This window comes from Streptomyces anthophorae (genome assembly GCF_049310305.1).
Taxonomy (GTDB): domain Bacteria; phylum Actinomycetota; class Actinomycetes; order Streptomycetales; family Streptomycetaceae; genus Streptomyces.
Genome location: NZ_JBLWQQ010000001.1, coordinates 4,006,941 through 4,032,336, shown reverse-complemented (window position 1 = coordinate 4,032,336; position 25,396 = coordinate 4,006,941). Strand labels below are relative to the sequence as shown.

The 25,396-nt window shown below is 71.2% G+C and carries 27 protein-coding genes; 18 read left to right on the top strand and 9 right to left on the bottom strand.

Annotated elements, in window-relative coordinates:
* The first annotated feature begins 57 nt into the window (after window positions 1-57).
* A complete protein-coding gene (locus tag ACNYS0_RS18060) occupies window positions 58-741 on the top strand; it encodes a UbiX family flavin prenyltransferase (RefSeq protein WP_422474889.1) in 684 nt (227 codons plus the stop codon).
* 11 nt (window positions 742-752) lie between these two features.
* Here ACNYS0_RS18060 and ACNYS0_RS18055 read toward each other — a convergent pair whose 3' ends face one another.
* Window positions 753-887 carry a hypothetical protein gene (locus tag ACNYS0_RS18055; protein WP_422474887.1) on the bottom strand — a complete coding sequence of 45 codons (135 nt, stop codon included), beginning with the start codon at window positions 885-887 and terminating at the stop codon, window positions 753-755.
* Window positions 888-1,036: 149 nt separating this feature from the next.
* Between ACNYS0_RS18055 and ACNYS0_RS18050 the strand changes: the two genes are divergently transcribed.
* Window positions 1,037-1,492 (top strand): Lrp/AsnC family transcriptional regulator, encoded by a 456-nt coding sequence (locus ACNYS0_RS18050; RefSeq protein ID WP_422408774.1) that lies wholly within the window; start codon window positions 1,037-1,039, stop codon window positions 1,490-1,492.
* 44 nt (window positions 1,493-1,536) lie between these two features.
* Window positions 1,537-2,700 carry an aminofutalosine synthase MqnE gene (mqnE, locus tag ACNYS0_RS18045; RefSeq protein ID WP_422474886.1) on the top strand — a complete coding sequence of 388 codons (1,164 nt, stop codon included), beginning with the start codon at window positions 1,537-1,539 and terminating at the stop codon, window positions 2,698-2,700.
* A 198-nt stretch (window positions 2,701-2,898) separates the two neighbouring features.
* Here the strand turns inward: mqnE and ACNYS0_RS18040 are convergent, their stop codons facing one another.
* Window positions 2,899-3,423, bottom strand: a complete 525-nt coding sequence (locus ACNYS0_RS18040; protein WP_422474884.1) for a GNAT family N-acetyltransferase — start codon at window positions 3,421-3,423, stop codon at window positions 2,899-2,901.
* 160 nt (window positions 3,424-3,583) lie between these two features.
* On the opposite strand from ACNYS0_RS18040, the gene ACNYS0_RS18035 reads away from it, so the two are divergent.
* The 3 genes from ACNYS0_RS18035 to ACNYS0_RS18025 all read left to right on the top strand — a co-directional run bounded on the left by ACNYS0_RS18035 (window position 3,584) and on the right by ACNYS0_RS18025 (window position 6,254).
* Window positions 3,584-4,162 carry a hypothetical protein gene (locus ACNYS0_RS18035; protein WP_422474882.1) on the top strand — a complete coding sequence of 193 codons (579 nt, stop codon included), beginning with the start codon at window positions 3,584-3,586 and terminating at the stop codon, window positions 4,160-4,162.
* Window positions 4,163-4,271: 109 nt separating this feature from the next.
* On the top strand, window positions 4,272-4,568 hold the full coding sequence (locus ACNYS0_RS18030; RefSeq protein ID WP_422474880.1) for a DUF4229 domain-containing protein: 297 nt from the start codon (window positions 4,272-4,274) through the stop codon (window positions 4,566-4,568).
* A 366-nt stretch (window positions 4,569-4,934) separates the two neighbouring features.
* Window positions 4,935-6,254, top strand: coding sequence for a dicarboxylate/amino acid:cation symporter (locus tag ACNYS0_RS18025; RefSeq protein ID WP_422474878.1), 1,320 nt, complete (start codon window positions 4,935-4,937; stop codon window positions 6,252-6,254).
* A gap of 83 nt (window positions 6,255-6,337) precedes the next feature.
* Here ACNYS0_RS18025 and ACNYS0_RS18020 read toward each other — a convergent pair whose 3' ends face one another.
* The gene (locus ACNYS0_RS18020) at window positions 6,338-6,733 is read right to left on the bottom strand and encodes a hypothetical protein (RefSeq protein WP_422474876.1); all 396 of its coding nucleotides are present in this window, start codon (window positions 6,731-6,733) and stop codon (window positions 6,338-6,340) included.
* A 501-nt stretch (window positions 6,734-7,234) separates the two neighbouring features.
* Here ACNYS0_RS18020 and ACNYS0_RS18015 point away from each other — a divergent pair.
* Window positions 7,235-7,630 (top strand): hypothetical protein, encoded by a 396-nt coding sequence (locus tag ACNYS0_RS18015; protein ID WP_422474874.1) that lies wholly within the window; start codon window positions 7,235-7,237, stop codon window positions 7,628-7,630.
* A 177-nt stretch (window positions 7,631-7,807) separates the two neighbouring features.
* A complete protein-coding gene (locus ACNYS0_RS18010) occupies window positions 7,808-8,422 on the top strand; it encodes a TetR/AcrR family transcriptional regulator (RefSeq protein ID WP_422482694.1) in 615 nt (204 codons plus the stop codon).
* Between the two features lie 4 nt (window positions 8,423-8,426).
* On the opposite strand, the gene ACNYS0_RS18005 is transcribed toward ACNYS0_RS18010, so the two are convergent.
* Window positions 8,427-9,284, bottom strand: coding sequence for a MaoC family dehydratase (locus tag ACNYS0_RS18005; protein WP_422474872.1), 858 nt, complete (start codon window positions 9,282-9,284; stop codon window positions 8,427-8,429).
* A gap of 315 nt (window positions 9,285-9,599) precedes the next feature.
* On the bottom strand, window positions 9,600-10,937 hold the full coding sequence (locus tag ACNYS0_RS18000; RefSeq protein ID WP_422474870.1) for a 3-oxoacyl-ACP reductase: 1,338 nt from the start codon (window positions 10,935-10,937) through the stop codon (window positions 9,600-9,602).
* An 88-nt stretch (window positions 10,938-11,025) separates the two neighbouring features.
* Between ACNYS0_RS18000 and ACNYS0_RS17995 the strand changes: the two genes are divergently transcribed.
* Complete coding sequence (locus tag ACNYS0_RS17995) at window positions 11,026-12,339, top strand: acetyl-CoA C-acetyltransferase (protein WP_422474868.1); 1,314 nt, start codon at window positions 11,026-11,028, stop codon at window positions 12,337-12,339.
* A 157-nt stretch (window positions 12,340-12,496) separates the two neighbouring features.
* Here ACNYS0_RS17995 and ACNYS0_RS17990 read toward each other — a convergent pair whose 3' ends face one another.
* Window positions 12,497-13,336, bottom strand: coding sequence for a helix-turn-helix domain-containing protein (locus ACNYS0_RS17990; RefSeq protein ID WP_422474866.1), 840 nt, complete (start codon window positions 13,334-13,336; stop codon window positions 12,497-12,499).
* A gap of 242 nt (window positions 13,337-13,578) precedes the next feature.
* Here ACNYS0_RS17990 and ACNYS0_RS17985 point away from each other — a divergent pair, with 242 nt between their 5' ends.
* Entirely contained in the window at window positions 13,579-15,000 is a 1,422-nt protein-coding gene (locus ACNYS0_RS17985) for an MFS transporter (protein WP_422474864.1), read from the top strand.
* Between the two features lie 48 nt (window positions 15,001-15,048).
* Here ACNYS0_RS17985 and ACNYS0_RS17980 read toward each other — a convergent pair whose 3' ends face one another.
* Entirely contained in the window at window positions 15,049-15,891 is an 843-nt protein-coding gene (locus ACNYS0_RS17980; RefSeq protein WP_422474862.1) for a helix-turn-helix domain-containing protein, read from the bottom strand.
* A gap of 49 nt (window positions 15,892-15,940) precedes the next feature.
* Between ACNYS0_RS17980 and ACNYS0_RS17975 the strand changes: the two genes are divergently transcribed.
* Entirely contained in the window at window positions 15,941-16,381 is a 441-nt protein-coding gene (locus ACNYS0_RS17975; protein WP_422474860.1) for a DUF2000 family protein, read from the top strand.
* 22 nt (window positions 16,382-16,403) lie between these two features.
* On the opposite strand, the gene ACNYS0_RS17970 is transcribed toward ACNYS0_RS17975, so the two are convergent.
* On the bottom strand, window positions 16,404-17,291 hold the full coding sequence (locus ACNYS0_RS17970; RefSeq protein WP_422474858.1) for a MurR/RpiR family transcriptional regulator: 888 nt from the start codon (window positions 17,289-17,291) through the stop codon (window positions 16,404-16,406).
* Between the two features lie 147 nt (window positions 17,292-17,438).
* Here ACNYS0_RS17970 and ACNYS0_RS17965 point away from each other — a divergent pair, with 147 nt between their 5' ends.
* Genes ACNYS0_RS17965 through ACNYS0_RS17940 form a run of 6 tightly spaced genes read left to right on the top strand, consistent with a single transcriptional unit; the run spans window position 17,439 to window position 23,886 of the window.
* A complete protein-coding gene (locus ACNYS0_RS17965) occupies window positions 17,439-18,605 on the top strand; it encodes a C45 family autoproteolytic acyltransferase/hydrolase (protein ID WP_422474856.1) in 1,167 nt (388 codons plus the stop codon).
* Complete coding sequence (locus ACNYS0_RS17960) at window positions 18,602-20,263, top strand: ABC transporter substrate-binding protein (protein ID WP_422474854.1); 1,662 nt, start codon at window positions 18,602-18,604, stop codon at window positions 20,261-20,263. Before ACNYS0_RS17965 ends, ACNYS0_RS17960 begins: the two co-directional genes overlap by 4 nt.
* Entirely contained in the window at window positions 20,260-21,228 is a 969-nt protein-coding gene (locus ACNYS0_RS17955) for an ABC transporter permease (RefSeq protein WP_422474852.1), read from the top strand. Before ACNYS0_RS17960 ends, ACNYS0_RS17955 begins: the two co-directional genes overlap by 4 nt.
* Window positions 21,225-22,067: an ABC transporter permease gene (locus tag ACNYS0_RS17950; RefSeq protein WP_422474850.1), complete on the top strand. Its 843-nt coding sequence runs from the start codon at window positions 21,225-21,227 to the stop codon at window positions 22,065-22,067. Before ACNYS0_RS17955 ends, ACNYS0_RS17950 begins: the two co-directional genes overlap by 4 nt.
* Window positions 22,067-23,089 carry an ABC transporter ATP-binding protein gene (locus tag ACNYS0_RS17945; RefSeq protein WP_422474848.1) on the top strand — a complete coding sequence of 341 codons (1,023 nt, stop codon included), beginning with the start codon at window positions 22,067-22,069 and terminating at the stop codon, window positions 23,087-23,089. The genes ACNYS0_RS17950 and ACNYS0_RS17945 overlap by 1 nt, the downstream gene beginning before the upstream one ends.
* Window positions 23,086-23,886, top strand: coding sequence for an ABC transporter ATP-binding protein (locus ACNYS0_RS17940; RefSeq protein WP_422474846.1), 801 nt, complete (start codon window positions 23,086-23,088; stop codon window positions 23,884-23,886). Before ACNYS0_RS17945 ends, ACNYS0_RS17940 begins: the two co-directional genes overlap by 4 nt.
* Before the next feature lie 108 nt (window positions 23,887-23,994).
* Here the strand turns inward: ACNYS0_RS17940 and ACNYS0_RS17935 are convergent, their stop codons facing one another.
* Entirely contained in the window at window positions 23,995-24,198 is a 204-nt protein-coding gene (locus ACNYS0_RS17935) for a cold-shock protein (RefSeq protein WP_003998944.1), read from the bottom strand.
* 290 nt (window positions 24,199-24,488) lie between these two features.
* Between ACNYS0_RS17935 and ACNYS0_RS17930 the strand changes: the two genes are divergently transcribed.
* Complete coding sequence (locus ACNYS0_RS17930; protein WP_422474844.1) at window positions 24,489-25,361, top strand: menaquinone biosynthetic enzyme MqnA/MqnD family protein; 873 nt, start codon at window positions 24,489-24,491, stop codon at window positions 25,359-25,361.
* Window positions 25,362-25,396 lie beyond the last annotated feature (35 nt).

Sequence of the window (25,396 nt, the reverse complement as noted above, 5' to 3'; positions counted from 1 at the left end):
GAACGCTCGCCGCCCCTGCTCAAGTTCCCCCGCCGGGCCGCCGGATAGGCTCGTGGTGTGGAGCACGTCAAAGCAAGCAGCCGCAGACCCTGGGTCGTCGGGGTGTCCGGAGCCTCGGGTACCCCGTACGCCGCTTCCGTGCTGCGGGCCCTGCTCGCGGCGGGCGAATCGGTCGACCTCGTCGTCTCGCGGGCCTCGCGGCTCACACTGCTCGACGAGACGGGCATCCCGCTCAGGGACGCGCACTGGCGCGAGGACCTGGCGGAGTGGCTGGCGCGCGGCGCCGACGGCAAGCCGGACACGTTCACCGGGATCGGCCTCGACGACGTGCGGTACTGGCCCGCGGGCGATCTCGCCGCCGGGCCCTCCTCGGGCTCGTACCCGGTCAAGGGCATGATCGTCGTGCCCGCCTCGACGGCCTGCGTGGCCGGTGTCGCGCTCGGGCTCTCGAAGGACCTGTTGCAGCGCGCGGCGAGCGTGACCCTCAAGGAGCGGCGGCCGCTGATCGTCGCCGTACGGGAGACGCCGCTGAACGGGCAGACCCTCAAGCACCTGGTGACGCTGGACGAGGCAGGCGCCGTGGTGCTGCCCGCCTCACCGGCGTTCTACGCGGGGGCGACGCACATCCAGGACCTCGTGGACTTCGTCGCGGGGCGGACGCTGGACGCGGCGGGGGTGCCGCACACGCTGTACCGCCGCTGGGAGGGCGAGCTCGGGGGAGGCTCCCGTGCAGCCGGGTGACGCGGTCGCGCTCAGCGCTTCTTGGCGGGGCGGGCGGCGTGCCGGCCCTTCGTGCGGCGCGCCGGGGCGGGCTGCTCGGCACCCGAACGAATGGCCTCGGCCCGCATCTCGCGCATACGGGCGTACGCCATCTCGATCGTGAACACGCTGACACTCTCCTGGGGGGTTCGGTATCCGATGGATCTTTACTGATCCGAAGGATGGACTTTAGATTTTGCGGGGATAAACCCTAGCGCGCCTTCGATCGTACACATAAGCTCGCGTCAACGCTGAATAATGAAAGGCATTGGACCTTATGGACGCCGTGGACAGGCAGCTCATCCAGGCCCTGCGCGAGAACGGCCGCGCCTCGTATGCGGAGTTGGGCCGGCTCGTCGGCCTGTCCGGACCCAGCGTCACGGACCGCATCAACCGCCTCGAGGCGGCCGGCGTGATCACCGGCTACCGCGCGACCGTCGACTCCGCCTCGCTCGGCCTCGGTGTCACCGCCCTCATCGGCATCTCGCTCTCCGACGCGGCCGACCACGAGGACGTGGCGCACCGCCTGCGCGACCTGCACGAGATCGAGGACTGCTGGTTCATCGCGGGCGACGACTCGTACATGCTCAAGGTCCGCGCGGGCGACGTCGACAGCCTGGAGCGCACGATCCGGCGCCTCAGCGGCACGAAGGGCGTGTCCCGGACGCGTACCACGATCATCCTCTCCACGAAGTGGGAGAACCGGGTGGGGGAACTTCCCGAGGAAGCGTGACGGCGTACGGTGGGACGGTCGTTGAGCGAGGAGAGGTAACGGGCATGGACGCAGGGCTCAAGCGCGAGCTGGAGCAGAAGGTCAGGGACGGTGAGCGGCTGTCCCGCGAGGACGGCATCGCGCTCTACGAGTCGGACGACCTGGCCTGGCTCGGCGGCCTCGCCCACGAGGTGCGCACGCGCAAGAACGGCGACGTCGTGCACTTCAACGTCAACCGTCATCTGAACATGACGAACGTGTGCACCGCGTCGTGCGCCTACTGCTCCTTCCAGCGCAAGCCCGGCGAGAAGGACGCCTACACGATGCGCATCGAGGAGGCCGTCAAGCTCGCCCAGGAGATGGAGTCGGAGAACCTGACGGAACTCCACATCGTCAACGGGCTGCACCCGAACCTGCCGTGGCGGTACTACCCGCGCTCGCTCAAGGCGCTCAAGGAGGCCCTGCCGAACGTCGGCCTCAAGGCCTTCACCGCCACCGAGATCCACCACTTCGAGAAGATCTCCGGGATGAGCGCGAGCGAGATCCTCGACGAGCTGATCGAGGCCGGTCTCGAGTCCCTCACCGGCGGCGGCGCCGAGATCTTCGACTGGGAGGTCCGGCAGCACATCGTCGACCACGACACCCACTGGGAGGACTGGTCGCGGATCCACCGGCTCGCGCACGAGAAGGGCCTCAAGACGCCGTCCACGATGCTGTACGGGCACATCGAGGAGCCCCGGCACCGCGTGGACCACGTGCTGCGGCTGCGCGAGCTCCAGGACGAGACCAACGGTTTCCAGGTCTTCATCCCGCTGCGCTACCAGCACGACTTCGTCGACATGCAGGACGGCAAGGTCCGCAACAAGCTCCAGGCGCGGACGACGATGGCCACCGGCGCGGAGGCGCTGAAGACCTTCGCCGTGTCCCGTCTCCTGTTCGACAACGTGCCGCACGTGAAGTGCTTCTGGGTCATGCACGGGCTCCAGACCACGCAGCTCGCGCTTCAGCACGGGGCGGACGACATGGACGGCTCGGTCGTCGAGTACAAGATCACGCATGACGCGGACAACTACGGGACGCCGAACAAGATGACGCGTGAGGATCTGCTCGACCTCATTCGCGACGCGGGGTTCCGGCCGGTGGAGCGGAACACGCGGTACGAGATCATCCGTGAGTACGAGGGGGCGGACCCGGGGCGGCGGGACGAGCCGCAGCCCATGCGGGTCTGAGGGTTTTGTTGCGGTAGGCGTCCACCTGGGTCGCGGGGCTCTGCCCCGGACCCCGCGCCTCAATCGCCGGCGGGGCTTCAAAAGATCGGGGCTCTGCCCCGGGCCCCGCGCCTCAATCGCCGGCGGGGCTTGAAAAGACTCACCGGCGGGGCTCGAAAAGACTCAATCGCCGCAGGGGCTTGAAATGCGGGGCTCGAATCAGCCCAGGGGCAGCATCATGTGGACGTCGTCGCGGTCGTCGCCCGGGGACACCCGGATCGCGCCGGGGACGCGGCCGACCTCTTTGTAGTCGCATGCCGCGTAGAAGGCGTCCGCGCCCGTGCCGCCGCGGCACGTGAGGCGGATGGCCTCGATGCCGTCGAAGGTGCGGGCCGCGTCGGCGGCGGCCGACATCAGGGCGCGGCCGTAGCCCTTGCCCTGGTGCCGCGGGTGGACCATCACCGTGTAGAGCCACAGGTGATGCTTCATCAGGCGGTGCTGGTTGTACGCGAGGAAGGCCGACGCCGCGATCTCCCCGTCCTCGTCGTGACCCACGAGGAGCCGGGTCCGGCCCTCCGCGAGGTCGGCGAGGCGCTTGACCAGTTCGGGGCGTATGTCGTCGGGCGTGACCGGCGGCACGAAGCCGACCGCGCCGCCCGCGTTCGTGACGTCGGACCACAGCGCGAGGAGCCCGTCGCGCAGGGCGGGGTCGATCGCGGGGTCGAGGGTGAAGCGGAGGGACATGTGGGCGAGCGTAACCACGGGATTCCCGGTGAGGTCGGGACGTTCGTATGCCGGGATCGGGACCTTCGGCCGTAGGGGCGGGCTAAGCACCGGGCGTAGCTTGTGAATGTATTCACGAGCGGATCGCACCGCAGGGTGCCCAAGGAAGAAGGCAACGGCCATGGCTCTCCACGCATCGGACAGTCCCGCCCGACACGGCGCCACGGGCGCCCCGCGCCGCGACGCCGGCAGCCAGGACGACGTACTCGTCCGCGCGCCCGCCGCCCGCAAGGTCCTCGCCGCGTCCCGCGTGCTCGTCGGCTTCTACTTCCTGTGGGCCTTCCTGGACAAGACCTTCGGCCTCGGGAAGGCGACCCCCTCCGGCGGAAGCTGGCTCAACGGCGGCAGCCCCACCGAGGGCTTCCTGCTGCACGGCACGAGTGGCCCCCTCGCCCACATGTTTGACTCCGTGGCCGGTGCCTGGTGGCTCGACCTGGTCTTCATGCTCGGCCTGCTCGGCGTCGGCCTCGCCATGATCCTCGGCATCGGCATGCGGATCGCCGCCGCCGCGGGCACGCTGATGATGGCCTTCATGTGGCTCGTCTCGCTGTGGCCCGACAGCAACCCGTTCATGGACGACCACTGGATGATCGCCCTCGTCCTGCTGATCACCGCGGCGACCGGTGCCGGCCGCTACTACGGCCTCGGCGGGGTGTGGGCCCAGCTGCCCGCCGTCCGCAAGAACCGCTGGCTGGTCTGACAACGGGACTCCATGAGCCCCCGCCGAAATCGGACGCCCCTCCCCGTGCTTCACTGGAGGGGCGCTCGTCCTGTAAGGGCACCATTTCGGAACGGAAGAGTGGATTGACATGCTCCGCTACACGCTGATGCGGCTCGGGATCTTCGTGGGCTGCTTCCTCGTCGTCTGGGGTCTCGTCGCCACCGGCATCGTGCCCGCTGGCATCGGTGGCTCCTACTGGCTCTGGATCGCGCTGCTGGGCCTCGTGATCTCCGCCCCCATCAGCTACATCGTGCTGCGCGGTGAGCGCGACCGCGCCTCTCAGAAGGTCGTCGCCCGCGTGGACCGCGCCAAGGCGAACATGGCGGCCAGCCGCTCCATGGAGGACGAGGCGGACGACGCCGCCCGCACCGGCTCGGCCTCGTAAGCTTCCTCACACCTCGCACGACCCCGGCACCGGATCTGGTGCCGGGGTCGCCTGCGTTTTCAAGGTAAATCCCGCTTTGGGGGCGTACGGGTGCCTCGTCTTCCCCAAAGAACCCCTTTGATGTACTCAAAGGTGCAGTGTTAACGTTCTTGTCATGAAGACATCAGCAGCGCACCAGAAGGCCATGAGCGTCCCGCTCGTGGAGCGCCTGCATGTCGATCTCTGCCGCTGCATGTCCGCGGCGTGTCGCGTCTGATCGCGAAATTCCGAAGTATGCAGCGGCGCCGTTGACCGGATCCGAGGATCCAGCGGTCGTCGCTCCTGCACGTTGCCCGCAACCCCGCGCGTCATCACTGGAGTGCCTCCGTGTCCGCGAACACCCCCGCAGCCGAACAGAAGTCCGGCTTTCGCATACCCAAGATCCCGTTCTGGGCGCAGATCCTGGGCGGTCTCGTCCTGGGTGTGCTGCTCGGCTGGCTGGCCCGCAGCCAGGACATCTCCTGGCTCGTCACCACCCTGCAGAAGGTCGGCGACACCTTCATCCAGCTCCTGAAGCTGGCCGTCGCCCCGCTGGTCTTCTTCGCGATCCTGGTGTCCATCACCAACCTGCGTAAGGTCAACAACGCCGCCCGGCTCGCCTCGCGCACGCTGATCTGGTTCATGATCACGTCGCTGATCGCGGTCGTCATCGGCCTCGCCATCGGGCTGCTCACCAACCCGGGCGCCGGCACCGGCCTGACCCCGAAGGACGGCGCCAAGCCGGAACAGGCCGGGTCCTGGATCGACTTCCTCACCGGCATCATCCCGACGGACATCATCACGCCGTTCACCCAGCTGAACGTGCTCCAGATCGTCTTCATGGCCGCCGTCGCCGGTATCGCCATCCTGAAGGTCGGCGAGAAGGCCCAGCCGATCCTCACCCTCTCGGAGTCGGTCCTCGAACTGCTCCAGAAGGCCCTGTGGTGGGTCATCAAGCTCGCCCCGATCGGCACCATCGGCCTCATCGGCAACGCCATCGCCACGTACGGCTGGAACCTCATCAGCAAGTACGCGACGTTCACCGCCGACATCTACGTCGGTTGCGCCCTGGTCCTCTTCGGCGTCTACCCGCTGCTGCTCGCCACGGTCGCCAAGCTCAGCCCGCTCCAGTTCTTCAAGGGCGCCTGGCCCGCGATCCAGCTGGCCTTCGTCTCCCGCTCCTCCGTCGGCACCATGCCGCTCACGCAGCGGGTCACCGAGCGCCTCGGCGTCCCGAAGGAGTACGCCTCCTTCTCCGTGCCGTTCGGCTCGACGACCAAGATGGACGGTTGCGCCTCGATCTACCCGGCGATCGCCGCGATCTTCGTCGCGCAGATCTTCGGCATCGACCTCAACGTCGGTGACTACCTGCTCATCGCGTTCGTCTCGGTGATCGGTTCCGCGGCCACGGCCGGCCTCACCGGCGCCACGGTCATGCTGACGCTGACCCTGTCGACGCTCGGCCTCCCGATGGAGGGCGTCGGCCTGCTCCTCGCGATCGACCCGATCCTGGACATGATGAGGACGGCGACGAACGTCGCGGGTCAGGCCCTCGTGCCGGTGATCGTCTCCGCCCGCGAGAAGATCCTCGACCGCGACGCCTACAACAGCGCGACGTCCTCCCCGGTGGACGAGCCGCAGGAGGTGGCCGTGACGGCCGCCGCCTGACGTCCCCCGGCTCGTCCCCACGCGAAGGCCCGCTCCCGGATCCCCGGGGCGGGCCTTTCCGTGTGTCCGCGGCCGCGGAGGGGTCAGAGGATGCGCTCGGCCGCGTCGAACTGGTCGACCGGGGCGTCGTCGCACGCGGCGACAGGGCCACCGAGCACATTGCCGCCGACACCCTGCGGGGCCGGCACGGCGCAGCGCAGGTCGGCGTTGACGAGCGGGGCGCCGTAGGAGTTGAGGATGCCGCCCGGGTCGCCGCCGATCGCGACGTCGCCGTTGTCGGTGGCGAACTGCGAGACACCGGTGCCGCTCGTGGTGTCGCCCGACATGGTGGTGGCGCCGGTGTCGGTCCCGTCGTAGCCGCCGGACACCGTCTCCGGCGTGTCGCCGTATCCGGTGGCGGATGCGACGCCCGACGCTCCGACGGTGGCGGCGACGGCGGCCGAGGCGAGAGCGGCGCCGGCCAGAACCTTGCGAATCATGAATTCTCCAAGAATGCGGGGGAGTGGACAGCAGGAGCATGCACGCCGCCACCCCGACACCATGCACACCACCTGTGAAACGGCACATCAAACTAACCGAATAGATCAATAGAGACCCGGTGACGATATGGCGGGCGAATTCCGGGCCGCGGCGAAGCCTTTGATCCAATGGAGTGGATCACGGGACACGTCAAAGAGGGCGGTCGTTTTCGCAGGTCATTGAGGTGCATGCTGCATCCGCGCCGCCCGGAGTCTTCCCTTTCCCTCGGGGTGTGGCGCCGGCGGGACGAGGTTCTCGCGATGACGCGCGTCACTCCTTGCGCGGGTCGTCGCGAGAATCTCACGCCTTTTTCCTCAAAAGAAGAAACGTTTCCGTAATTCCTGATCGAAAACCATTGATCTGTTTGGTTGGATTGATGGGATCTACCGCCTGTATTTCGTGTCCCGAGGCCGCCGGAACGTGCAAGCTCCTGCTGTCCACCCCCACAGCTTGGAGTGATCATGATCCGCAAGGTTCTGTCCGGTGCCGCTCTCGCCTCGGCCGCCGTCGCCGCCACCGTCGGTGCGACGGGTGTCGCGTCCGCCGCCGAGTCCGGCCCGCAGGCCGAGACGATGACCAACGCCCACGAGGCGAACGAGGCCGGCCGCGCCGCCGCCTTCGGTGACACGACCAGCGGGACGGGCGTCTCGCAGTTCGGCACCGCGAACGGCGACGTCGCCATCGGCGGCGACCCGGGCGGCATCCTCAACACGTACGGCGCCCCGCTCGTCAACGCCGACCTGCGCTGCGCCGTCCCCGCCGCTCAGGGTGTCGGCGGCAATGTGCTCGGTGGCCCTGTCGCCGCGTGCAACGACGCGCCGGTCGACCAGTTCGACGCTCCCGAGCGCATCGTCTGACCGCTGCTCGCCGCGGCCCCCGCGACGACCCGTGTTCCTCCAGGTGCGGATCGTCGTGGGGGCCTCGGCGTGCCGTGACACGGCGCCCGATGCGTACGCTGAACGGGGTAGAACGTGCGAGGGAAGGCGGCTGGGGTGGGCGGTGGCGAGCAGTCCGCGGTGGTGAGGCAGAAGAGGATGCCGCGGGCCGAGCGGGAGCGGCAGATGCTGGACGCCGCGGTGCGGGTGTTCGGCGAGCGCGGCTACCGGGCCGCGTCGATGGACGAGATCGCCGAACTGGCGGGCGTGTCCAAGCCGTTGGTGTACCTGTACCTGAACTCGAAGGAAGACCTGTTCAGCGCCTGTATCCGGCGTGAAGCGGCGGCGCTCGTCGACGCGATCCGGGCCGGTGTGCGCACGGACGTGGCCGCCGACCGGCAGCTGTGGGAGGGCCTGACCGCCTTCTTCGCGCACACCGCCGAGCGCCCAGACGGCTGGGCGGTGCTGCACAGCCAGGCCCGCTCCGGCGGGGACCCGTTCGTCGCCGAGGTCGTCGCGATGCGCGAGGAGATCGTGGCGTTCGTGACCCATCTGATCGCGGAGGCCGCCCGCGAGGCGCACGACAACCCGGAGCTGGCCGAGCGTGAGGTCGCGGGCCTCGCCCAGGCGCTGGTCGGCGCGGCGGAGGCGCTGGCCGGCTGGGCGAACGGCGACGAGTCGGTGTCCGCGAAGGAGGCCGCCGCGACGATGATGAACTTCGCGTGGTCGGGCCTCGGCAACCTGATGGTCGGGGAGCGCTGGTCGGCCCGTTAGGTCCCTAGTCCGCCAGCCCGTGCACCTCGCCGGTGACGTGCACCCGGTCGCCCTTGGTGTCCCGCAGCTCGAAGGCCGGGCCCCGCGCCGCGTACACCACCTCGCCCGGCAGCAGCACCGGCGCCTTGAAACGGGCCTGTACGTGGACGGGCCCGTGCGCCTTGTACTCCGCCAGGCAGCGGGCCACCGTCCACATGCCGTGCGCGATGGCGCGCGGGAAACCGAAGAGGCGGGCCGTGAGCGGGTGCAGGTGGATGGGGTTGCGGTCGCCCGACGCGGCGGCGTAGCGGCGGCCGAGGTCCTCGCCGAGGCGCCAGCGGGCGAGTTCGGGGAGCGGTTCGGCGGGGGCGGTCTCCCGCGGCTCCTCGGCGGCGGGCGCCGACGTCCTGTGCCGTGCGAGATACGTGCTGGTCGACTGCCACACCGGTTCCCCCTCGGCGTGCAGCTCGGTGACGACGACGGCCTCGGTGCCGCGGCGGTGCGGCTGCAACTCCCTCACCTGGACGCCCAGTTCAAACGTTTCGTTCGGTGTCAGGTCGCGCTGCTGCGTGATGGCGATCGACGTGTGGACGAGGCCGAGCAGCGGCAGCGGGAACGCGCGCTGCGACATCAGCCGCATGGCCAGCGGGAACCCGAGCACGTGCGGGTAGGTGACGGGCGGCTCGGGCCGCTCGGTGCCGAATCCGCAGGCGCGTTCGTACGCGGTGAGGTGGCTCTGCGTGATGCGGAGACCGGGGACGGTGAGCCGGGTGTCGGGCACCGGGGCGTCGTGCCGCGGCCGCTTGAGCGGAGAGAGCGCGGCACCGCGGAGCATGAGGGGGAGCAGGGAGGGGACGGCGTCGAGGGCGACGGTGTGGGTCATTGCGGTCCTCGTGAGGGGTTGCGGGAGTGGTCGTACCGACGGGGGCCGACGCCTGACGCGGACGCGGCCCGCACCGGGGGCCGCCTTGCCCACCCTGCCTTCCCCAAGCTCTCCGACAAGCTCCGAGCAGGGGAGACCCCATGAGGCTCGGTCGGCATGATCAAGCCTCTGCGGCCGGGTGGGCATTTCAAGCCCCTGCGGCGATTGAGCAGCGGGGTCCGGGGCGGAGCCCCGAGGCCGGGGGACGGTCGGGCGCAACGGGACGGCCTGGCGTACCAGTCGGCCCGCCCACCCGTCCCGCTCGGCCCGGAGGGCTTACGCGCCCAACAGGGACTGTCCGCACACCCGCACCACCTGCCCGTTCACCGCTCCCGACCCCGGGGAGGCGAACCACGACGTCGTCTCCGCCACGTCCACCGGAAGCCCGCCCTGCCCGAGGGAGTTCATGCGCCGCCCGGCCTCCCGGATGAAGAGGGGGACGGCCGCCGTCATCTTGGTCTCGATGAATCCGGGCGCCACCGCGTTCACCGTCACCCCGTGCTCCGCGGCGGCGCGCGGCGCGAGGGACCGTACGAGGCCGATGATGCCCGCCTTGCTGGCCGCGTAGTTGGTCTGCCCGGTGTTGCCCGCGATCCCGGCGATGGAGGCGGTGGCGACGATCGACCCGCCGCGCCGCACGGCCCCCGCCTTGAGCAGCGAGTCCGTCGTCCGCAGCACGCTCGCGAGGTTGACCTCCAGGACCGAACCCCAGCGCTCGGCGGGCATGTTGGCCAGGCGCCGGTCGCGGGTGATGCCCGCGTTGTGCACGAGGGTGTCGAGACCGTCGGGCACGAACTCCGCGATCCGCTCGCCCGCGTCCTCCGCCGTGATGTCCAGCGGCAGCGCGCGCCCGCCGAGCCGCTCCGCCACCTTCGCGAGGTCGGCCTCGGCGGACGGCACGTCGAGCAGGACGACCTCGGCCCCGTCCCGTACGAGGGTCTCGGCGACGGCCTCCCCGATGCCGCGGGCGGCGCCGGTGACGAGCGCGGTGCGTCCGGCGAGCGGCCGGTCCCAGTTGTCGGGAAGCGTCGACCCGCCGTTCGCAGAGCCCACGTGGATCACCTGGCCGCTCACGTACGCCGACTTCGGTGACAGCAGGAAGCGCAGGGTCGACTCGGCCCCGGCCACCGGGCCCGCGACGCGCACCAGGTTCACGGTGCGGCCGCGCCCGATCTCCTTGCCGAGCGAGCGCACGAAGCCTTCGAGGCCCTGCTGGACGGCCGCCTGGTGGTGGTCGTCGGGCGAAGGCGGTGCGCCGAGGACGACCACGCGCCCACCGGGTGCGAGGGAGCGGACGACCGGGTGCAGTGCGGCGTGCACCTCGGCGAGGGAGTCGAGGCCGGTGACGGCGGTGGCGTCCACGACGGCGGCGGCGGGCCGCTCGGCGGACGAAGCGGAGGACGCGACGTCGAGGCCGGTGCCGGCCAGCAGCTTCGCGAGTTCCTCGCGGTGCGCGGAGTCGGGGTCGCCCGCCGTGAGGTGCAGCAACTGCCCCTCAAGGCGCGGGTGTTCGGGGCTGAAGCGGTGCAGCGGTGCGGGCTGCGGCAGGCCGAGGCGGCGGGTCAGGAACCGGCCCGGGGCCGTGCCGGTGAAGTTCAGGTAGCGGTCGGCCATTGTCCAGCTCCCAGCTCGGTCGTAAATTTACTAGAGAGTAAGGTTACTCAATGGTCAGTACTTGTCGAGAGCTCAGGAGCTGCCGAACATGGCGCGAACCCCGAAGGCCCCCGCTGCCCCCGCTCTGAGGAACGCCCCGCGTCGCGTCGCCGTCGTCGCCGGCAGCCGCATTCCGTTCGCGCGCTCCGACGGCCCGTACGCGACCGCGTCCAACCAGGACATGCTGACCGCCGCGCTCGACGGCCTCGTCGGCCGGGCGAAGCTCCACGAGCCGGGCGCCGTCGGCGAGTTCGTGGCGGGCGCCGTGCTCAAGCACAGCCGCGACTTCAACCTCGCGCGCGAGACCGTCCTCGGTTCGATGCTGGACGCGCGCACCCCCGCGTACGACATCCAGCAGGCCTGCGGCACCGGCCTCCAGGCCGTGATCGCCGCCGCCAACAAGATCGCGCTCGGCCAGACGGAGAGCGCGATCGCGGGCGGCTCCGACACCGCGAGCGACGCGCCGCTCGGGGTCAACGACGAGCTGCGCAAGATCCTCCTCGAGGCCCGCCGCGCGAAGTCGGCGGGCGCCAGGATCAAGGCGCTCGCCAAGGTCAGGCCGGGGCACCTGGTCCCCGACATCCCGCGCAACGCCGAGCCGCGCACCCGCCTGTCCATGGGCGAGCACGCGGCCGTGACCGCGCGCGCGTGGGGCATCGCCCGCGAGGCCCAGGACGAGCTGGCCGCCACCAGCCATCAGCGGTTGGCGGCGGCGTACGAGCGCGGCCTCCTGGACGAACTCGTGGTGCCTTTCCGGGGACTTGAGCGCGACCAGAATCTGCGTCCCGGCTCGACCGTCGAGAAACTCGCCAAGCTGAAGCCGGTGTTCGGGGTCGAGGGCGAGAACCCGACCATGACGGCCGGTAATTCGACGCCGCTGACGGACGGTGCGGCGGTGGTGCTGCTCGCGAGCGAGGAGTGGGCGAAGGCGAGGGGCCTTGAGCCGCTCGCGTACCTGACCGCGTACGAGACGGCGGCGGTGGACTTCGTCGACGGCGACGTCAAGGGTGGCGAGGGCGACGGGCTGCTGATGGCGCCCGCGTACGCCGTGCCGCGGATGCTGGAGCGGGCCGGGCTCGGGGTCGAGGACTTCGACCTGTTCGAGGTGCACGAGGCGTTCGCCTCGCAGGTGCTTGCCACGCTCGCCGCGTGGGAGAAGGCGGGGCTCGCGCCGGTCGACCGGGACCGGCTGAATGTGGCGGGGTCGTCCCTCGCGACCGGGCATCCGTTCGCGGCGACGGGGGCGCGGATCGTCGCCACGCTGGCCAAGTTGCTGGCGGATCGCGGCGGTCCGGGCCGCGGCCTGATCTCGATCTGCGCGGCGGGCGGCCAGGGGGTCACGGCCATCCTGGAGCGCGCCTGAACCGTGGCCGAGGCCGCGGGGCTCCGCCCCGGACCCCGCTGCTCAATCGCCGCAGGGGCTTGAAATGCCGATTGCCGTCGGCGGCGATTGAGCAAATCAAGCCCCGCCGGCGATTGAGGCGCGGGGTCCGGGGCAGCGCCCCGAGACGTCAACGCCGTCAGGGCGCGCCAGGGTCCAACTTCAGCACCGCCTCCTCGTCCGGTGACCCCGCGGGCGCCTGGTAGACGACCATCCGCTGCCCACCCGTCCGCGCCAGCTGCATCACCTCGAAGGTGAGCGTCATCGCGCCGACCTTCGGATGGTCGAACGACTTCGTGCCACCGCTGCGCTCGTGCACGTCGTACCGATCCCAGATGCGGGCGAAGTCGGGCGACTTCAGCAGAAGTTCGCCGACCAGCGCCGCCATCCTCGGGTCGTCCGCCTCCGTGCCGCCGATGGCCCGCAGGTGGGCGACCGACGCGGTCACCGTCTCCTCCCACGGCACGTACAGGGCCCGCCCGACCGGGTGCAGGAACAGGTAGCGGGTGATGTTGCGCTGCTCGGCGGGCAGGTCCCACAGGCCGGGCAGCAGACGGCGCCCCGCCGGGTTCGCCGCGAGCACGTAGTTGAAGCGGCTGACCACGTACGCGGGCAGCGGCCGCAGCGCCTCCAGCATCCGCAGCACGGACTCGCGGACCGTGTCGTCGGTGGTGGGGCGGGGCTCGGTGTGCCGGCCGGAGGCCATCTCGGCCAGGTCGTGGAGGCGCTCGTGGGCGTCGCCGCGCAGCCGCAGCGCGTGGGCGATGGCGTCGATCACGGCGGGGGAGGGGTTGGTCTCTCGGCCCCGCTCCAGGCGCGTGTAGTAGTCGACGCTCACTCCGGCGAGCGTCGCGAGCTCCTCGCGCCGCAGTCCGGGCGTGCGCCGCAGGCCCGTGCCCGCGGGCAGCCCCGCGTCGGCGGGTGTCACCTGCCCCCTGCGGGCCCGCAGATAGCGGCCCAGTTCCGTGGTCTCAGCCATACGTGCATTGTCCACGGTCGTCGAGTGCGGTGGGGGGCCGTGTCAGGGCCAGGAACCCGGCACCCCGGTGGAGCGCGGCCTGCCACCTTTCGCCGCGCGGCCGCAGAGTTGTCCTCGCTGCGGGTGGCCGGCAGGCAAGGGCCCCTCTCCGAGGGGCCCGGGGCCCAGGGAGTGCATGTCACAGGGCCGCGGCCCGTGCCTGCCGCCCACCCGCACCTCGAACACCGCCCCAGGAGGACAGCGTGACCACCGTCGCCGCCAGAACCCGTACCCGTACTCGTACGCGACCCGTACCCGACACCGAGGCGGCCGCACCCGGCCGCGGTGGCCGGACGCCCGCGCTGCTCGCCGCGCTGCTCGGCTTCGCCGTGATCACCATCGACGTGTCGGCCGTGAACATCGCGCTGCCCGGCATCCGGGACGATCTGCACGGCGGCATGACCGGGCTCCAGTGGGTGGCGGACGCGTACACGCTGATGTTCGCCGGTCTGATGCTGTCGGCCGGGGCCCTCTCGGACCGCACGGGCGCCCGCCGCGCCTACGTCCTCGGCACCGCCCTGTTCACCCTCGCCTCGCTGGCCTGCGCGCTCGCACCCGGACTCGGCGCGCTGATCGCGGCCCGCGTGATCCAGGGCGGGGCGGCCGCCGTGCTGATGCCCGCCTCGCTCGCCCTGATCCGCGAGGCGTACGACGACGCGCGGCAGCGGGCGCGGGCCATCGCGCTGTGGACGGTCGGCGGTTCGGTGTCGATGGCGGCGGGCCCGGTGCTCGGCGGCGTGCTCACCGAACACGTCGGCTGGCGCGCGGTGTTCTTCCTCAACCTGCCCGTCGGCGCGGCGATCCTGGCGCTCCTGACGAAGGTCGCCCCCTCGCCGCGCCGCCCGGCGCCGCTCGACATCCCCGGCCAGATCACGGCGGTCCTCACGCTGGCTGGCCTGACGTTCGCGGTCATCGAGGGCGGCAGCGCGGGCCTCGCGGCACTGGCGGTCGCGGTCGTCTCCGCGCTCACCTTCTACGTCACGGAGAAGCGCCACCGCGCCCCGATGGTCCCGCTGCCCATGCTGCGCGACCGCACGGTCTCGGTGTCCCTCGCGGTCGGCTTCGCCATCAACGTCGGCTTCTACGGGGTGGTGTTCCTGCTCGGCCTGTACCTCCAGCAGCTGCGCGGCATGACGGCGACGGCGGCGGGCCTGGTCTTCGTCCCGCTGGCCGTACTGATCACCGGCACGAACCTGATCTCGCCGCGCGTCGCCGAACGCTTCGGCCGCCGCCCGGTCGTCGTCATCGGCCAACTCGTCCTGGCCCTCGCGATGTTCGCGCTGCTTCCCCTGACCGCGGACACGCCCACGTGGCTGCTCCTGACGCTGCTCGTCCCGACGGGCCTCGGCGGCGCGTTCGCGATCCCCGCGGTCACGGCGATGCTGATGGACGCGGTCCCGGGCCCGCGCGTGGGCACGGCGTCCGGCCTCCTCAACGCCCTGCGCCAAACGGGCGGCGCCCTCGCGGTGGCCCTGTTCGGCACCCTCCTCGCGGGCGGAGGAGAGGGCACGTTCTCCCTGGCCGGGATGCGGGTGAGCCTGGTGGTGGCGGGGGTGCTGCTGGTGTCGACGGCGACCTTGAGCGCGGTGCTGCTGCGTACCTCGAGCACGGTTCGGCCGAATTGAGCCCCTGCGGCGATTGAGCAGCGGGGTCCGGGGCAGCGCCCCGAGACGTCAACCCCGGTGGGCCGCCACATCACGCCGCCCGCCGCGCGCATAGCGCCCCGGCGGAACCCCCACCACCCGCTTGAAGCACCGCGACAAATGCGCCTGATCGTAGAACCCGCACGCCTCCGCCACCTCGACGGGCGCCTGCCCGCCGAGCAGCAGCCCCCGTGCCCGGTCCACCCGCCGTGACATCACGTACTGGTGCGGCGCGATCCCGTACGCGGCCCCGAAGGACCGCACCAGATGCGCCGGGTGCGCATGCACCAGCGAGGCGGCCTCCTTGAGGCCGACGCCCTCGGTCACCCGCGCATCGAGCAGCTCCCGCAACGAGGCCGCGACCCGCCGGTCGGGCGGCGGCTTGCCGGCGTCGGCGAGTGCCGGCCGCAACCGCTCCCGCAGCCGCTCCCCGACGAGCGCGAGCCGGGCGGCGGCCTCCAGCTCGTCGCCGGGGTGCGCGAGCGCGGCGTGCAGCTGCCCGATCCGCTGCCGCAGCAGCGGATCCACCAGGTCGGGGCTGTCCGCCGCGGCCCCGATGAACGAGGGATCGAGCGGCCCGTCACCGGCCGCGTCCAGATACAGCACCCGCTTGCGGAACCCCTCGGGCGTCGCGGCCTGCCCGTTGTGCGGAACGTGCGGCGGCAGCAGCGAGACGGTGCCGAGCGGCGTCCCGTGCTCGTGCCGTTCCAGGTCGTAGCGGACCGCGCCCTCGTCGACGATGAGCAGCGTCCAGGTGTCGTGCACGTGCATCGGATAGGCGTGCCGCGTGAAGTGGGCGTGGAAGACCTCCGCGACCCCCGGTACGCGGGGCTTCCACGCGGTGATCTGTTCACTGTCCCTGCCGCTGGGCATGCAAAAAACGTACAAGACCGGACGCGGGGGCGGGCGGCAGTCTCAAGGCATGAGCACCGAGACCACCGCCCCGGCCCCCGTCCGCTTCGACACCAAGATCGCCGTCCTGCTCCGGGACGACCTGGAGACCTGGCAGCGCCTGAACGTGACGGCCTTCCTGGTCAGCGGCCTCGGCACCGAGCTGCCCGAGGTGATCGGCGAGCCCTACGAGGACGCGGACGGCACCCCGTACCTGCCGATGCTCCGCCAGCCGGTCCTGGTCTTCGAGGGCGACAAGGCCCTCCTGAAGACCGCCCACGAACGCGCCCTGCGCCGCGCCGTGCCCCGCGCCGTCTTCACCTCGGACCTGTTCACGACCGGCAACGACCGCGACAACCGGGCCGCCGTACGAGCCGTCTCCACCACCGAACTGGACCTGGTCGGCCTCGCGGTCCACGGCCCGCGCAACGCGGTCGACAAGATCCTGAAGGGTGCCCGGATGCACCCGTGAGGCCCCGTGGCGCCCGGGGCCGTCACTTCCTCTTGGGCCCCGGAGGGCTCAGCAACTGCTCCCGCAACACCGTGAGCTGGTGCGAGGTCTCCACGGCGCGGGCCTCGTCCAGGGTCGTCATCGCCAGCAGCAGGGCGTCCGCCACCACGAGCGCGGTCAGGGCCTCCGCCGTGATCCCCGTGGGGGTGTGCGGGGCGGTGAGGACCGCGTCGACCCGCTCCCCGTAGCGCTCGGCCAGCTCGTCCGTGACCAGGACGACCCGCGCGCCCACCGCCCGCGCCCGGTCGATCAGTACCGTCAACTCGGGCAGATCGCGGCCCGGTTGGAAGATGACGACCGCGTCGCCCTGGCGCAGCCGCAGCAGCTGGTCCGCGAGGGCGAAGCCCGTGGAGCCGACGTACTGCGCCCGCCGTCCGACCCTGCCGAGCGCCAACGTCAGGTGCCGCGCGGCGAGTTCGGAGGCGGCGACCCCGTAGCAGTGGATCTCGCCGGCCTCCGCAAGGAAGCCCACCGCCGCCCGCAGCGCGTCGCCGGGCGTCAGCCGCCGCGCGTGCTCGATGCGCTCCGCGGCCTCGTCGAAGACCTCGCCCCAGATCGAGTCCAGGTCGCGGCCGACATGGTCGATGCGCTGCTTGAGCCGCACCTCGGGGGCCACCGCGGACGTGAGGTCCGAGGCCAGCTCCCGCTTGAGCGCGGGCAGCCCCGCGTACCCGAGCCGCTGCAACGTCCGCACCACGCTCGCGTTGCTGGTGCCGCTCGCCGCCCCCAGCTCCTGCGCGGAGGCGAACAGCAGGGATTCGGCGGGCGCGCTCACCAGGTACTGGGCCACGGCCCGTTCGGACGCGGACAGTCCGTCCCAGTGCTCGCGCACGGCGCCGCGCAGCCGGGCGACCCCATCGGTAATTTCCATTACAGCTATTGACTCTCGTGTGACGGCCGTTACTCTCCTGGGCAACGCATTCCAAGTGGAGAGCATCTCGTAATCGACGTTACAGCACGGTTGCGGGAGGCGGACCCTTCCGGGCCCGCACGGACCCTCTCCGTGGCGAGGAGAACAATGGCACCCCGCACCACCGCAACCCGAACCCTCCCGGTCATCGAGATCAGCGGCGCCCCCCTGGACCGCGGCCGCCAGTACGGCGAGGCCGTCAGGCCCCAACTGCGCGCCGCCATCGGCTACTACGAGCAGGCCTTCGGCCGGTCGGCCGGTCTCACCTGGGACCGGGTCACCGCCCGGGCCGCCCGCTGGCTGGAGCCGGTGCGCGCGTACGCCCCGGAACTCCTCGACGAGATGCGGGGGATCGCGGACGGGGCGGGCGTCGACGTGCTCGACGTCCTCGCGCTCAACGCCCGCGGCGAGGTCATCTACGACCGCTCTTTCAAGGACATGGCGGCCGGGCGCGAGGAGGAGCCCGCCGAGGGCTGCACCTCCTTCGCCGCCTTCGGCGAGGCCAGCGGCGACGGCCACGTCTGGGCGGGGCAGAACTGGGACTGGCGGGCCGGCGTCGCCGACACCGTCGTCATGATCCGGATCGTCCAGCCGCCCAAGCCCACCGTGATCATGCAGGTGGAGGCGGGCCAGATCGGCCGCCAGGGCGCCAACTCCGCCGGAATCGCCCTCAACGCCAACGGCCTCGGCGGCCGCTTCGACGACGCGATCGGCCTCCCGCAGACGGTCGTCCGCCGCGGCGTCCTCGACACGCACACCGTCACCGACGCCCTCGACGTGCTGTGCCGCACCCGCGCGCACATCGCCAGCAACGCGCTGCTGACCTGCCGGGAGGGCTTCGCCGTCGACCTGGAGACGACGCCCGCGGGCATCGGCTGGATGTATCCGACGAACGGCCTGCTCGTGCACGGCAACCACTACCAGGCGGGCGTCCCCGCGGCCCTCGCCGCCGACTACCGGCCGATGTCCTCCGACTCCCTGGTCCGCGTCCCCCGCGCCGAACAGGGCCTCGCCGCGCTGCGGGAATCCGGCGGCCCCGACGAGTCCCGCAAGCTCATCAAGGAGGCGATGTCGGACCACCTCGGTCTGCCCGAGTCCCTGTGCACCCACCCCGACGCCCGCAGTCCGGAGGTCAAGCACTGGATGACACTCGTCTCCTCCTGCGTGGACCTGACCAGCGGCGACTACCACGTCACCGCGGGCACCCCCTGCGACCGCGACTACCAGCACCTGCCCTGGAACCTCTACGACGGCCCGTACGGAGACGCCCGATGACGACGACGAAGTCCCGAAGAGTGCCGGCCGCGGCCCTGCTCGCCACGGCCACCCTCCTCGTCACCACCGCCTGCGCGGGCGCCGACCGCCCCGAGGGCGAGGGCGGCGGCACCCCGGCCGCCGACCTGAAGCTGGACGCCACCACTCCGGCCGCCAACGGCCCCGTGAAGAAGGCGAACTGGCTCCTGGAGGACGAGCCGGACTCCCTCGACCTGGACTCCCAGGGCAGCAGCGCGGGCCGCGTCGTCCTCACCAACGTCTGCGAGCGGCTCTACCAGCTCCAGCCGGACATGACGACGAAGCCGCAGCTCGCCGAGCGGGCCGAGACCTCCGACGGCGGACGGAAGCTGACCTTCACCGTCCGCGACGACGTCACGTTCCACGACGGCACGAAGCTGACCGCCGACGACGTGCTGTGGTCGCTGAAGCGGCACGCCGCCAAGGACATGGAACAGTCCGACGAGTTCGAGAACGTCACCTCGATGAGGAAGACGGCGCCGCACCGCGTCACCGTCACCTTCAAGACGCCCGACGCCATGTTCCTCAAGGCCATGGCGGGCGACGCGGGCATCGTCTGGAACAAGGCACAAGTCACCAAGGCGGGCAAGGAGTTCGGCACACCGGGACAGCCGGACGCCTGCTCGGGGCCGTACGAACTCGCCCGCTGGAAGTCCGGCGACTCGATCGCCATCCGCGCCTACGACGACTACTGGGGCAAGAAGCCCCTCACCCGCGAGGTCGTCTTCCGCTGGGCCTCCGACAGCGCCCTGGTCAACGCCCTCAAGACGGGCGCGGCCGACGGCGCGTACGCCGAGTCCCCGAACACGGCGGCGGCACTGCGCGCGGACAAGGACCTCACGCAGTACTACGGCCCCTCCACCGCGTCCCTCGCCCTCATCCCCACCGACCGCGGCGGCCTCACCGACCCGAGGATCCGCCGCGCCCTCTCGCTCTCCCTCGACCGCACGGGCATCGCCGACTCCGGCTACGGCGGCCTGGTCCAGCCGTGGGCGTCACCGGTCGGCTCGGGCGCCTGGGGCTACGAGAAGGCCGCATTCGCCGCCGCGCAGAAGAAGTTGGACCGCTTCGCCCCCGCCTCGCCCACCGCGTCCGACCTCGCCCGCGCCAAGAAGCTCGTCAAGGAGGCCGGCGCCCCCACCGACCCCGTCGTCATCGGCACCGACGCGAGCCAGGGCCGCACCGTCATCGCGAACGCCACCCGCGCCGCCCTCCAGCGCGTCGGCGTCCGCGCGGAGATCAAGACCGTGCCGACGGCCCAGTTCGAGGAGTTCTACAGCGACCCGACGGCCCGCGCCGACATCGACGTACTCGTGGGCGACTGGTACATCTCCAAGGCCGACCCCATGGGCTTCTACGACAACGGGCTCTCCGACTCCCCGAACAACTGGGTCGGTTTCAAGGACGCCGCGTACGACCGGCAGGTGAAGCAGGCCCTCGGCACCCTCGACGACGCGGCCCGCGCGAAGCTCGCCACCACCGTCCAGCGCACCTTCGTCGAGAACGCCGTGTGGATCCCGGTGGCGCAGGTCCCCACGATCCTCGTCCTGAACAAGAAGCTGACCGGACCGACGGCCTCGCAGTCCTACCTCTACTACCCGTGGGCCGCCGGGCTCGGCGCGCGAAAGGGGCACCAGTGAAGACCCTGCCCCTGCGCGCGGTGGCCCACCTCTCGCGCCGCCTGGCCGGTCTGGTCGCCACCCTCGTCGCCGCCTCGTTCGTCATCTTCGCCGCCGTGTACGCGGCACCCGGCGACCCCGCCGTCTTCCTCGCGGGCGGCCGCGACAAGCTGACCCCCGAACGGCTCGCCCAGGTACGCGCCCAGTACCACCTCGACGAACCGCTCGTCGTCCAGTACGGCCGCTGGCTGTGGGACACCGTCCACCTCGACCTCGGCCGCTCCTTCAAGTACGGCGACCAGGTCGCGGACCTCATCTCCTCCCGCCTCGCCACCACCCTCGAACTCGTCGCGTACGCCACCGTGCTGTACGTGATCCTCGGGGTCGGCGCCGGAATCCTCGCGGCCGTGCGGCGCTCCACCTGGGTCGACTCGGCGGTGGTCGGCGGCACGACCCTCGCGGCGTCCGTCCCCTCGTTCGTGGCCGCCATCGCGCTGGTCTCGCTGTTCGGCGTGCAACTCGGCTGGTTTCCGGTGACCGGCGCGGGCGAGGGCTTCGCCGGCACCGTCCACCACCTCACCCTGCCCGCCGTCTCCCTCGCCCTCGGTGCGCTCGCCATCATCAGCCGCGTCACCCGGCAGGCCATGGCGGACGCCTCCGCGTCCGATCATGTCGAGGCGGCCCGCGCCTCCGGCGTCCCGGAACGCGAGATCGTCCGCCGCCACGTCCTGCGCAACGCGCTCGGCCCCATCGTCACCATGTGCGGCCTCGTCATGGCGGGCATGCTCGCCGGCACGGTCGTCGTCGAGACGGCGTTCGGCATCAGCGGCATCGGCTCCCTGCTGGTCAACGCGATCAACACCCACGACTTCCCCGTCGCCCAGGCCGTCCTGCTGCTGATGGTCACCGGTTACGTGGTCGTGACGACGCTCGTCGACCTGGCCCACCCCCTCCTCGACCCGAGAGTGAAGGAGGCCCACGCATGACGGCGGCCCTCACCCTGACCCCCGTCAGGACCACCCGGCGCCCCCTCGGCGTCACCCTCGCCGCGGCGGTGCTCGCACTCGTCGTCCTCGCGGCGCTCGCCGCACCCCTGCTCGCGCCCTACGCGCCCGACGCCATCGACCTCTCCGCCTCCCTCGTCGGCACCGGCTCCGAGCACCTCCTCGGCACCGACTCCTCCGGCCAGGACCTGCTCTCCCGCGTGCTCTACGGAGCCCGGTCCAGCCTCGTCGCACCGGTCGCGCTGCTCGCGGTCGCCGCGGCACTCGGCGTGACGCTCGGCGTGCTCGCCGCCTGGCGCGGCGGCTGGGTGGACACCCTCGTCTCCCGCCTCACCGACGTGATGTACGCTTTCCCCGGCCTGCTCTTCACGGTCCTGATCATCGCCGTGTTCGGCGCCGGCATGACGACGGCGGTCCTCGCCCTCGGCCTCGCCTTCACCCCGACCATCGCCAAGTACACCCGCTCCCTCGCCCTGTCCGAGGCCCGCAAGCCGTACGTCGACGCGTACCGGATCCAGGGCATGGGCGGCGTCCGGATCTGCGCGCTGCACCTGGTCCCGAACCTGGGCCGGTCGGTCCTCGGCTACCTGGTCGTCCTCTTCGGCGAGGCCCTGATGTCGCTTGCGACCCTCTCCTACCTGGGCTTCGGCGCCCAACCGCCGTCCTCCGACTGGGGCCTGATGGTCCAGGAGGGCCAGGCCGCGATCGTCCAGGGCGCGCTCCTGCCCGCCCTCGTGCCCGGCACGGCCATCGCCCTGGTCGTCGTCTCCTTCAACGTCGTCGGGGTGTGGGCCGCCGACCGCCTCGGAAGGCAGAACTGATGACCACGACCCTGAACACGACCACGAAGACGCTGCTCTCGATCGAGGACCTCACGGTCACGGTCCCCGGCGCCGCCCGGCCATTGCTCGACTCCGTCTCCCTGAACGTCGCCGAGGGCGAGGTCGTCGGCCTGGTGGGGGAGTCGGGATCGGGCAAGTCCACGACGGCGAAGGCCGCGCTCGGCCTCCTGCCGGACGCGGCCACGACCACGGGAACGGTCCGGGTCGACGGCTCCGACGTCCTGTCCCTGCGCGGAGAGGAATTGCGAAAGCACAGGTCGGACACGGTCGCGATGATCCACCAGGACCCGCGCGCCGCCCTCAACCCGGTCCGCCGCATCGGCGACTTCCTCACCGAACGCGGCGCGACGAAGGACGAGGCGCTCGACCTGCTCGCCGCGGTCGGCCTGCCCGACCCGGCCCGCCACCTGCGCCAGCGCCCGCACGAACTCTCCGGCGGCATGCTCCAACGCGTCGTCATCGCAGGCGCCCTGGCGGCCCGCCCCCGGCTCCTCCTCGCCGACGAGGCGACCAGCGCGCTCGACGTGACGACCCAGGCGGAGATCCTCACGCAACTCCGAGAGGCCCGCGCGTCCCGCGGCGCCGGCCTCCTCTTCATCACGCACGACCTGCACCTGGCGGCGGCCTACTGCGACCGCGTCCACGTCATGTACGCGGGCCGCGTGGTCGAACACCGCACGGCGGACGCCCTGTTCACGACCCCCGCCCATCCCTACACCCGCGGCCTCCTCGCCTGCTCCCCGACCTTGGGCGATTCCCACCCCCTCGCCCCGATCCCGGGCAAGCCGCCATCCCTGTCGGACACGTTCACAGGCTGCCCCTTCGTGGATCGGTGCGGAGAGGCCGAGCCCGACTGCCGGACCTGGACGCCGCAGGCGTACGAGGTGAACGGCAACGGGGCAGCAATGTGCCTTGCTGTGGGCAGGCGTCCCGCACGGCGGGACGGGTGGGCACAGCCCCCGGTGCCGCGCAACGAGAAAGAGGGGGCAGGCCCCAAGTGACCACGCAGCCACCACTCCTGGAGGTCACGGACCTCCGTAAGACCTACGGCCTCCATGCCGCGGCCGAAGCGATCAGCTTCACCCTCACCCCCGGCGGGTCGCTCGGAATCGTCGGCGAATCCGGCTCCGGCAAGACCACGGTCGCCCGCATGCTGGTAGGCCTCGTCCGCCCCGACCACGGCACGATCAAGGTCGACGGCACCCCGAGGCCCGCGAAACCCCCGCGCGGCAAGGCCCCCCGCCTGGCCAGGGCCCGCCAGATCCAGATGGTGTTCCAGGACCCGTACGTCTCCCTGGACCCCCGCCTCACCGCCGAACAGTGCCTGCGCTCCGCCCTGCGACTGCACGGCCGCGACGAATCCACCGCGTCCGCGCTCCTCGACCGGGTGGGCCTCGGCGCACGCGAGGCCACGGCCCTTCCCCGCCACCTCTCCGGCGGCCAGCGCCAGCGCCTGGCCATCGCCCGCGCGCTGGCCGTCGACCCGCGCATCCTGGTCCTCGACGAGGCGGTCGCCGCGCTCGACGTCTCCATCCAGGCGCAGATCCTGCGGCTCCTCGACGAGATCCGCCGGGACACCGCGGTGGCCCTGGTCTTCGTCAGCCACGACCTGGCGGTCGTCCAGCACGTCACGGACGAGGTTCTGGTGATGCGGCGGGGCAGGGTGGTCGAGCAGGGGCCCACGCGCCGCGTCCTGAGCGAGCCCACCGACCCGTACACGCGGCTGCTGCTCGCCTCGGTGCCGGGCCAGGGCTGGGACCCGGCGGACGCCGTCGCGGCCCGCGCCGCACTCACGTAGCGCCGGACAAAAAGGCAGGAGCCCCGCTGCCATAAGGCGCGGGGCTCCTTGGGTACTGCACTAGGTTCCGGATCAGATCACGGCAACCACCGTGTGATCACGAAGGGATCAGACGGGGGTGACGTTCTCCGCCTGCGGGCCCTTCGGGCCCTGCGTGACGTCGAAGGACACGGCCTGGTTCTCCTCGAGGGAGCGGAAGCCGCTTGCGTTGATCGCGGAGTAGTGGACGAAAACGTCCGGGCCGCCGCCTTCCTGGGCGATGAAGCCAAAGCCCTTTTCAGCGTTGAACCACTTCACGGTTCCGGTAGCCATAAGCCCTCCCATGGGCCAAAGGGTTGCCCTGCTCCAGAACCTGCAAATGCGCTTGCGAACAACTGCAAAAGTCTGAAAACGACGAGAGCCCGCGGTCACATGCTCCGCAGGCTCTGTACTGCAAGGGAAACCAAACTGCAACTTGCGGCGAGCCTAGCACGCAGGCAGCCGAATGCAATAGAGGGCAAGATCACGTCACCCTCAGGTTTGATCGGGGCGCCGTGAGGGTTGACCCGAGGCCGCGCCGACCCGGATCCCGCACCGTACCGCATGGGGTTTAGTCTCGCGATGTGGACAATTCTCCCGAGACCCTGAAGGCCGCGCGGCGCACCCGTCCGCGAGTGGGCCACATCCAGTTCCTGAACTGCATGCCCCTGTACTGGGGACTTGCCAGGACGGGCTCGCTCCTGGACTTCGAGCTGACGAAGGACACGCCGGAGAAGCTGAGCGAGCAGCTGGTGAACGGTGACCTCGACATCGGTCCCATCACCCTCGTCGAGTTCCTCAAGGCGTCCGACGACCTCGTCGCTTTCCCGAATCTCGCCGTGGGCTGCGACGGCCCCGTGATGTCCTGCGTGATCGTCTCGCAGGTTCCCCTCGACCAGTTGGACGGCCGGCGTGTCGCCCTCGGGTCCACCTCCCGGACGTCGGTGCGGCTCGCGCAGCTGCTGCTGGCCGAGCGTTTCGGCGTCCAGCCCGACTACTACACGTGCCCGCCCGACCTGGGCCTGATGATGCAGGACGCGGAGGCGGCCGTACTCATCGGGGACGCGGCGCTGCGGGCCAATCTGCACGACGCCCCGCGGCTCGGCCTGGAGGTGCACGACCTGGGCGCGCTGTGGAAGGAGTGGACCGGCCTTCCGTTCGTCTTCGCGGTGTGGGCGGCGCGCAAGGAGTACGTGGAGCGCGAACCGCAGATCACGCAGAAGGTGCACGAGGCGTTCCTGGCCTCGCGCGATCTGTCCCTCGAAGAGGTCGCCAAGGTCGCCGAGCAGGCGGCGCGCTGGGAGGTCTTCGACGAGAAGGTCCTGGAGGAGTACTTCACGACACTCGACTTCCGCTTCGGGTCCGCGCAGCTGGAAGGCGTCACGGAGTTCGCGCGGCGGGTCGGCCCCACGACGGGATTTCCCGCGGATGTACGGGTCGAGCTGCTGATGTCGTGAATTCCCCGGTACGCACCCGTGGCCCCTGGGGCGCG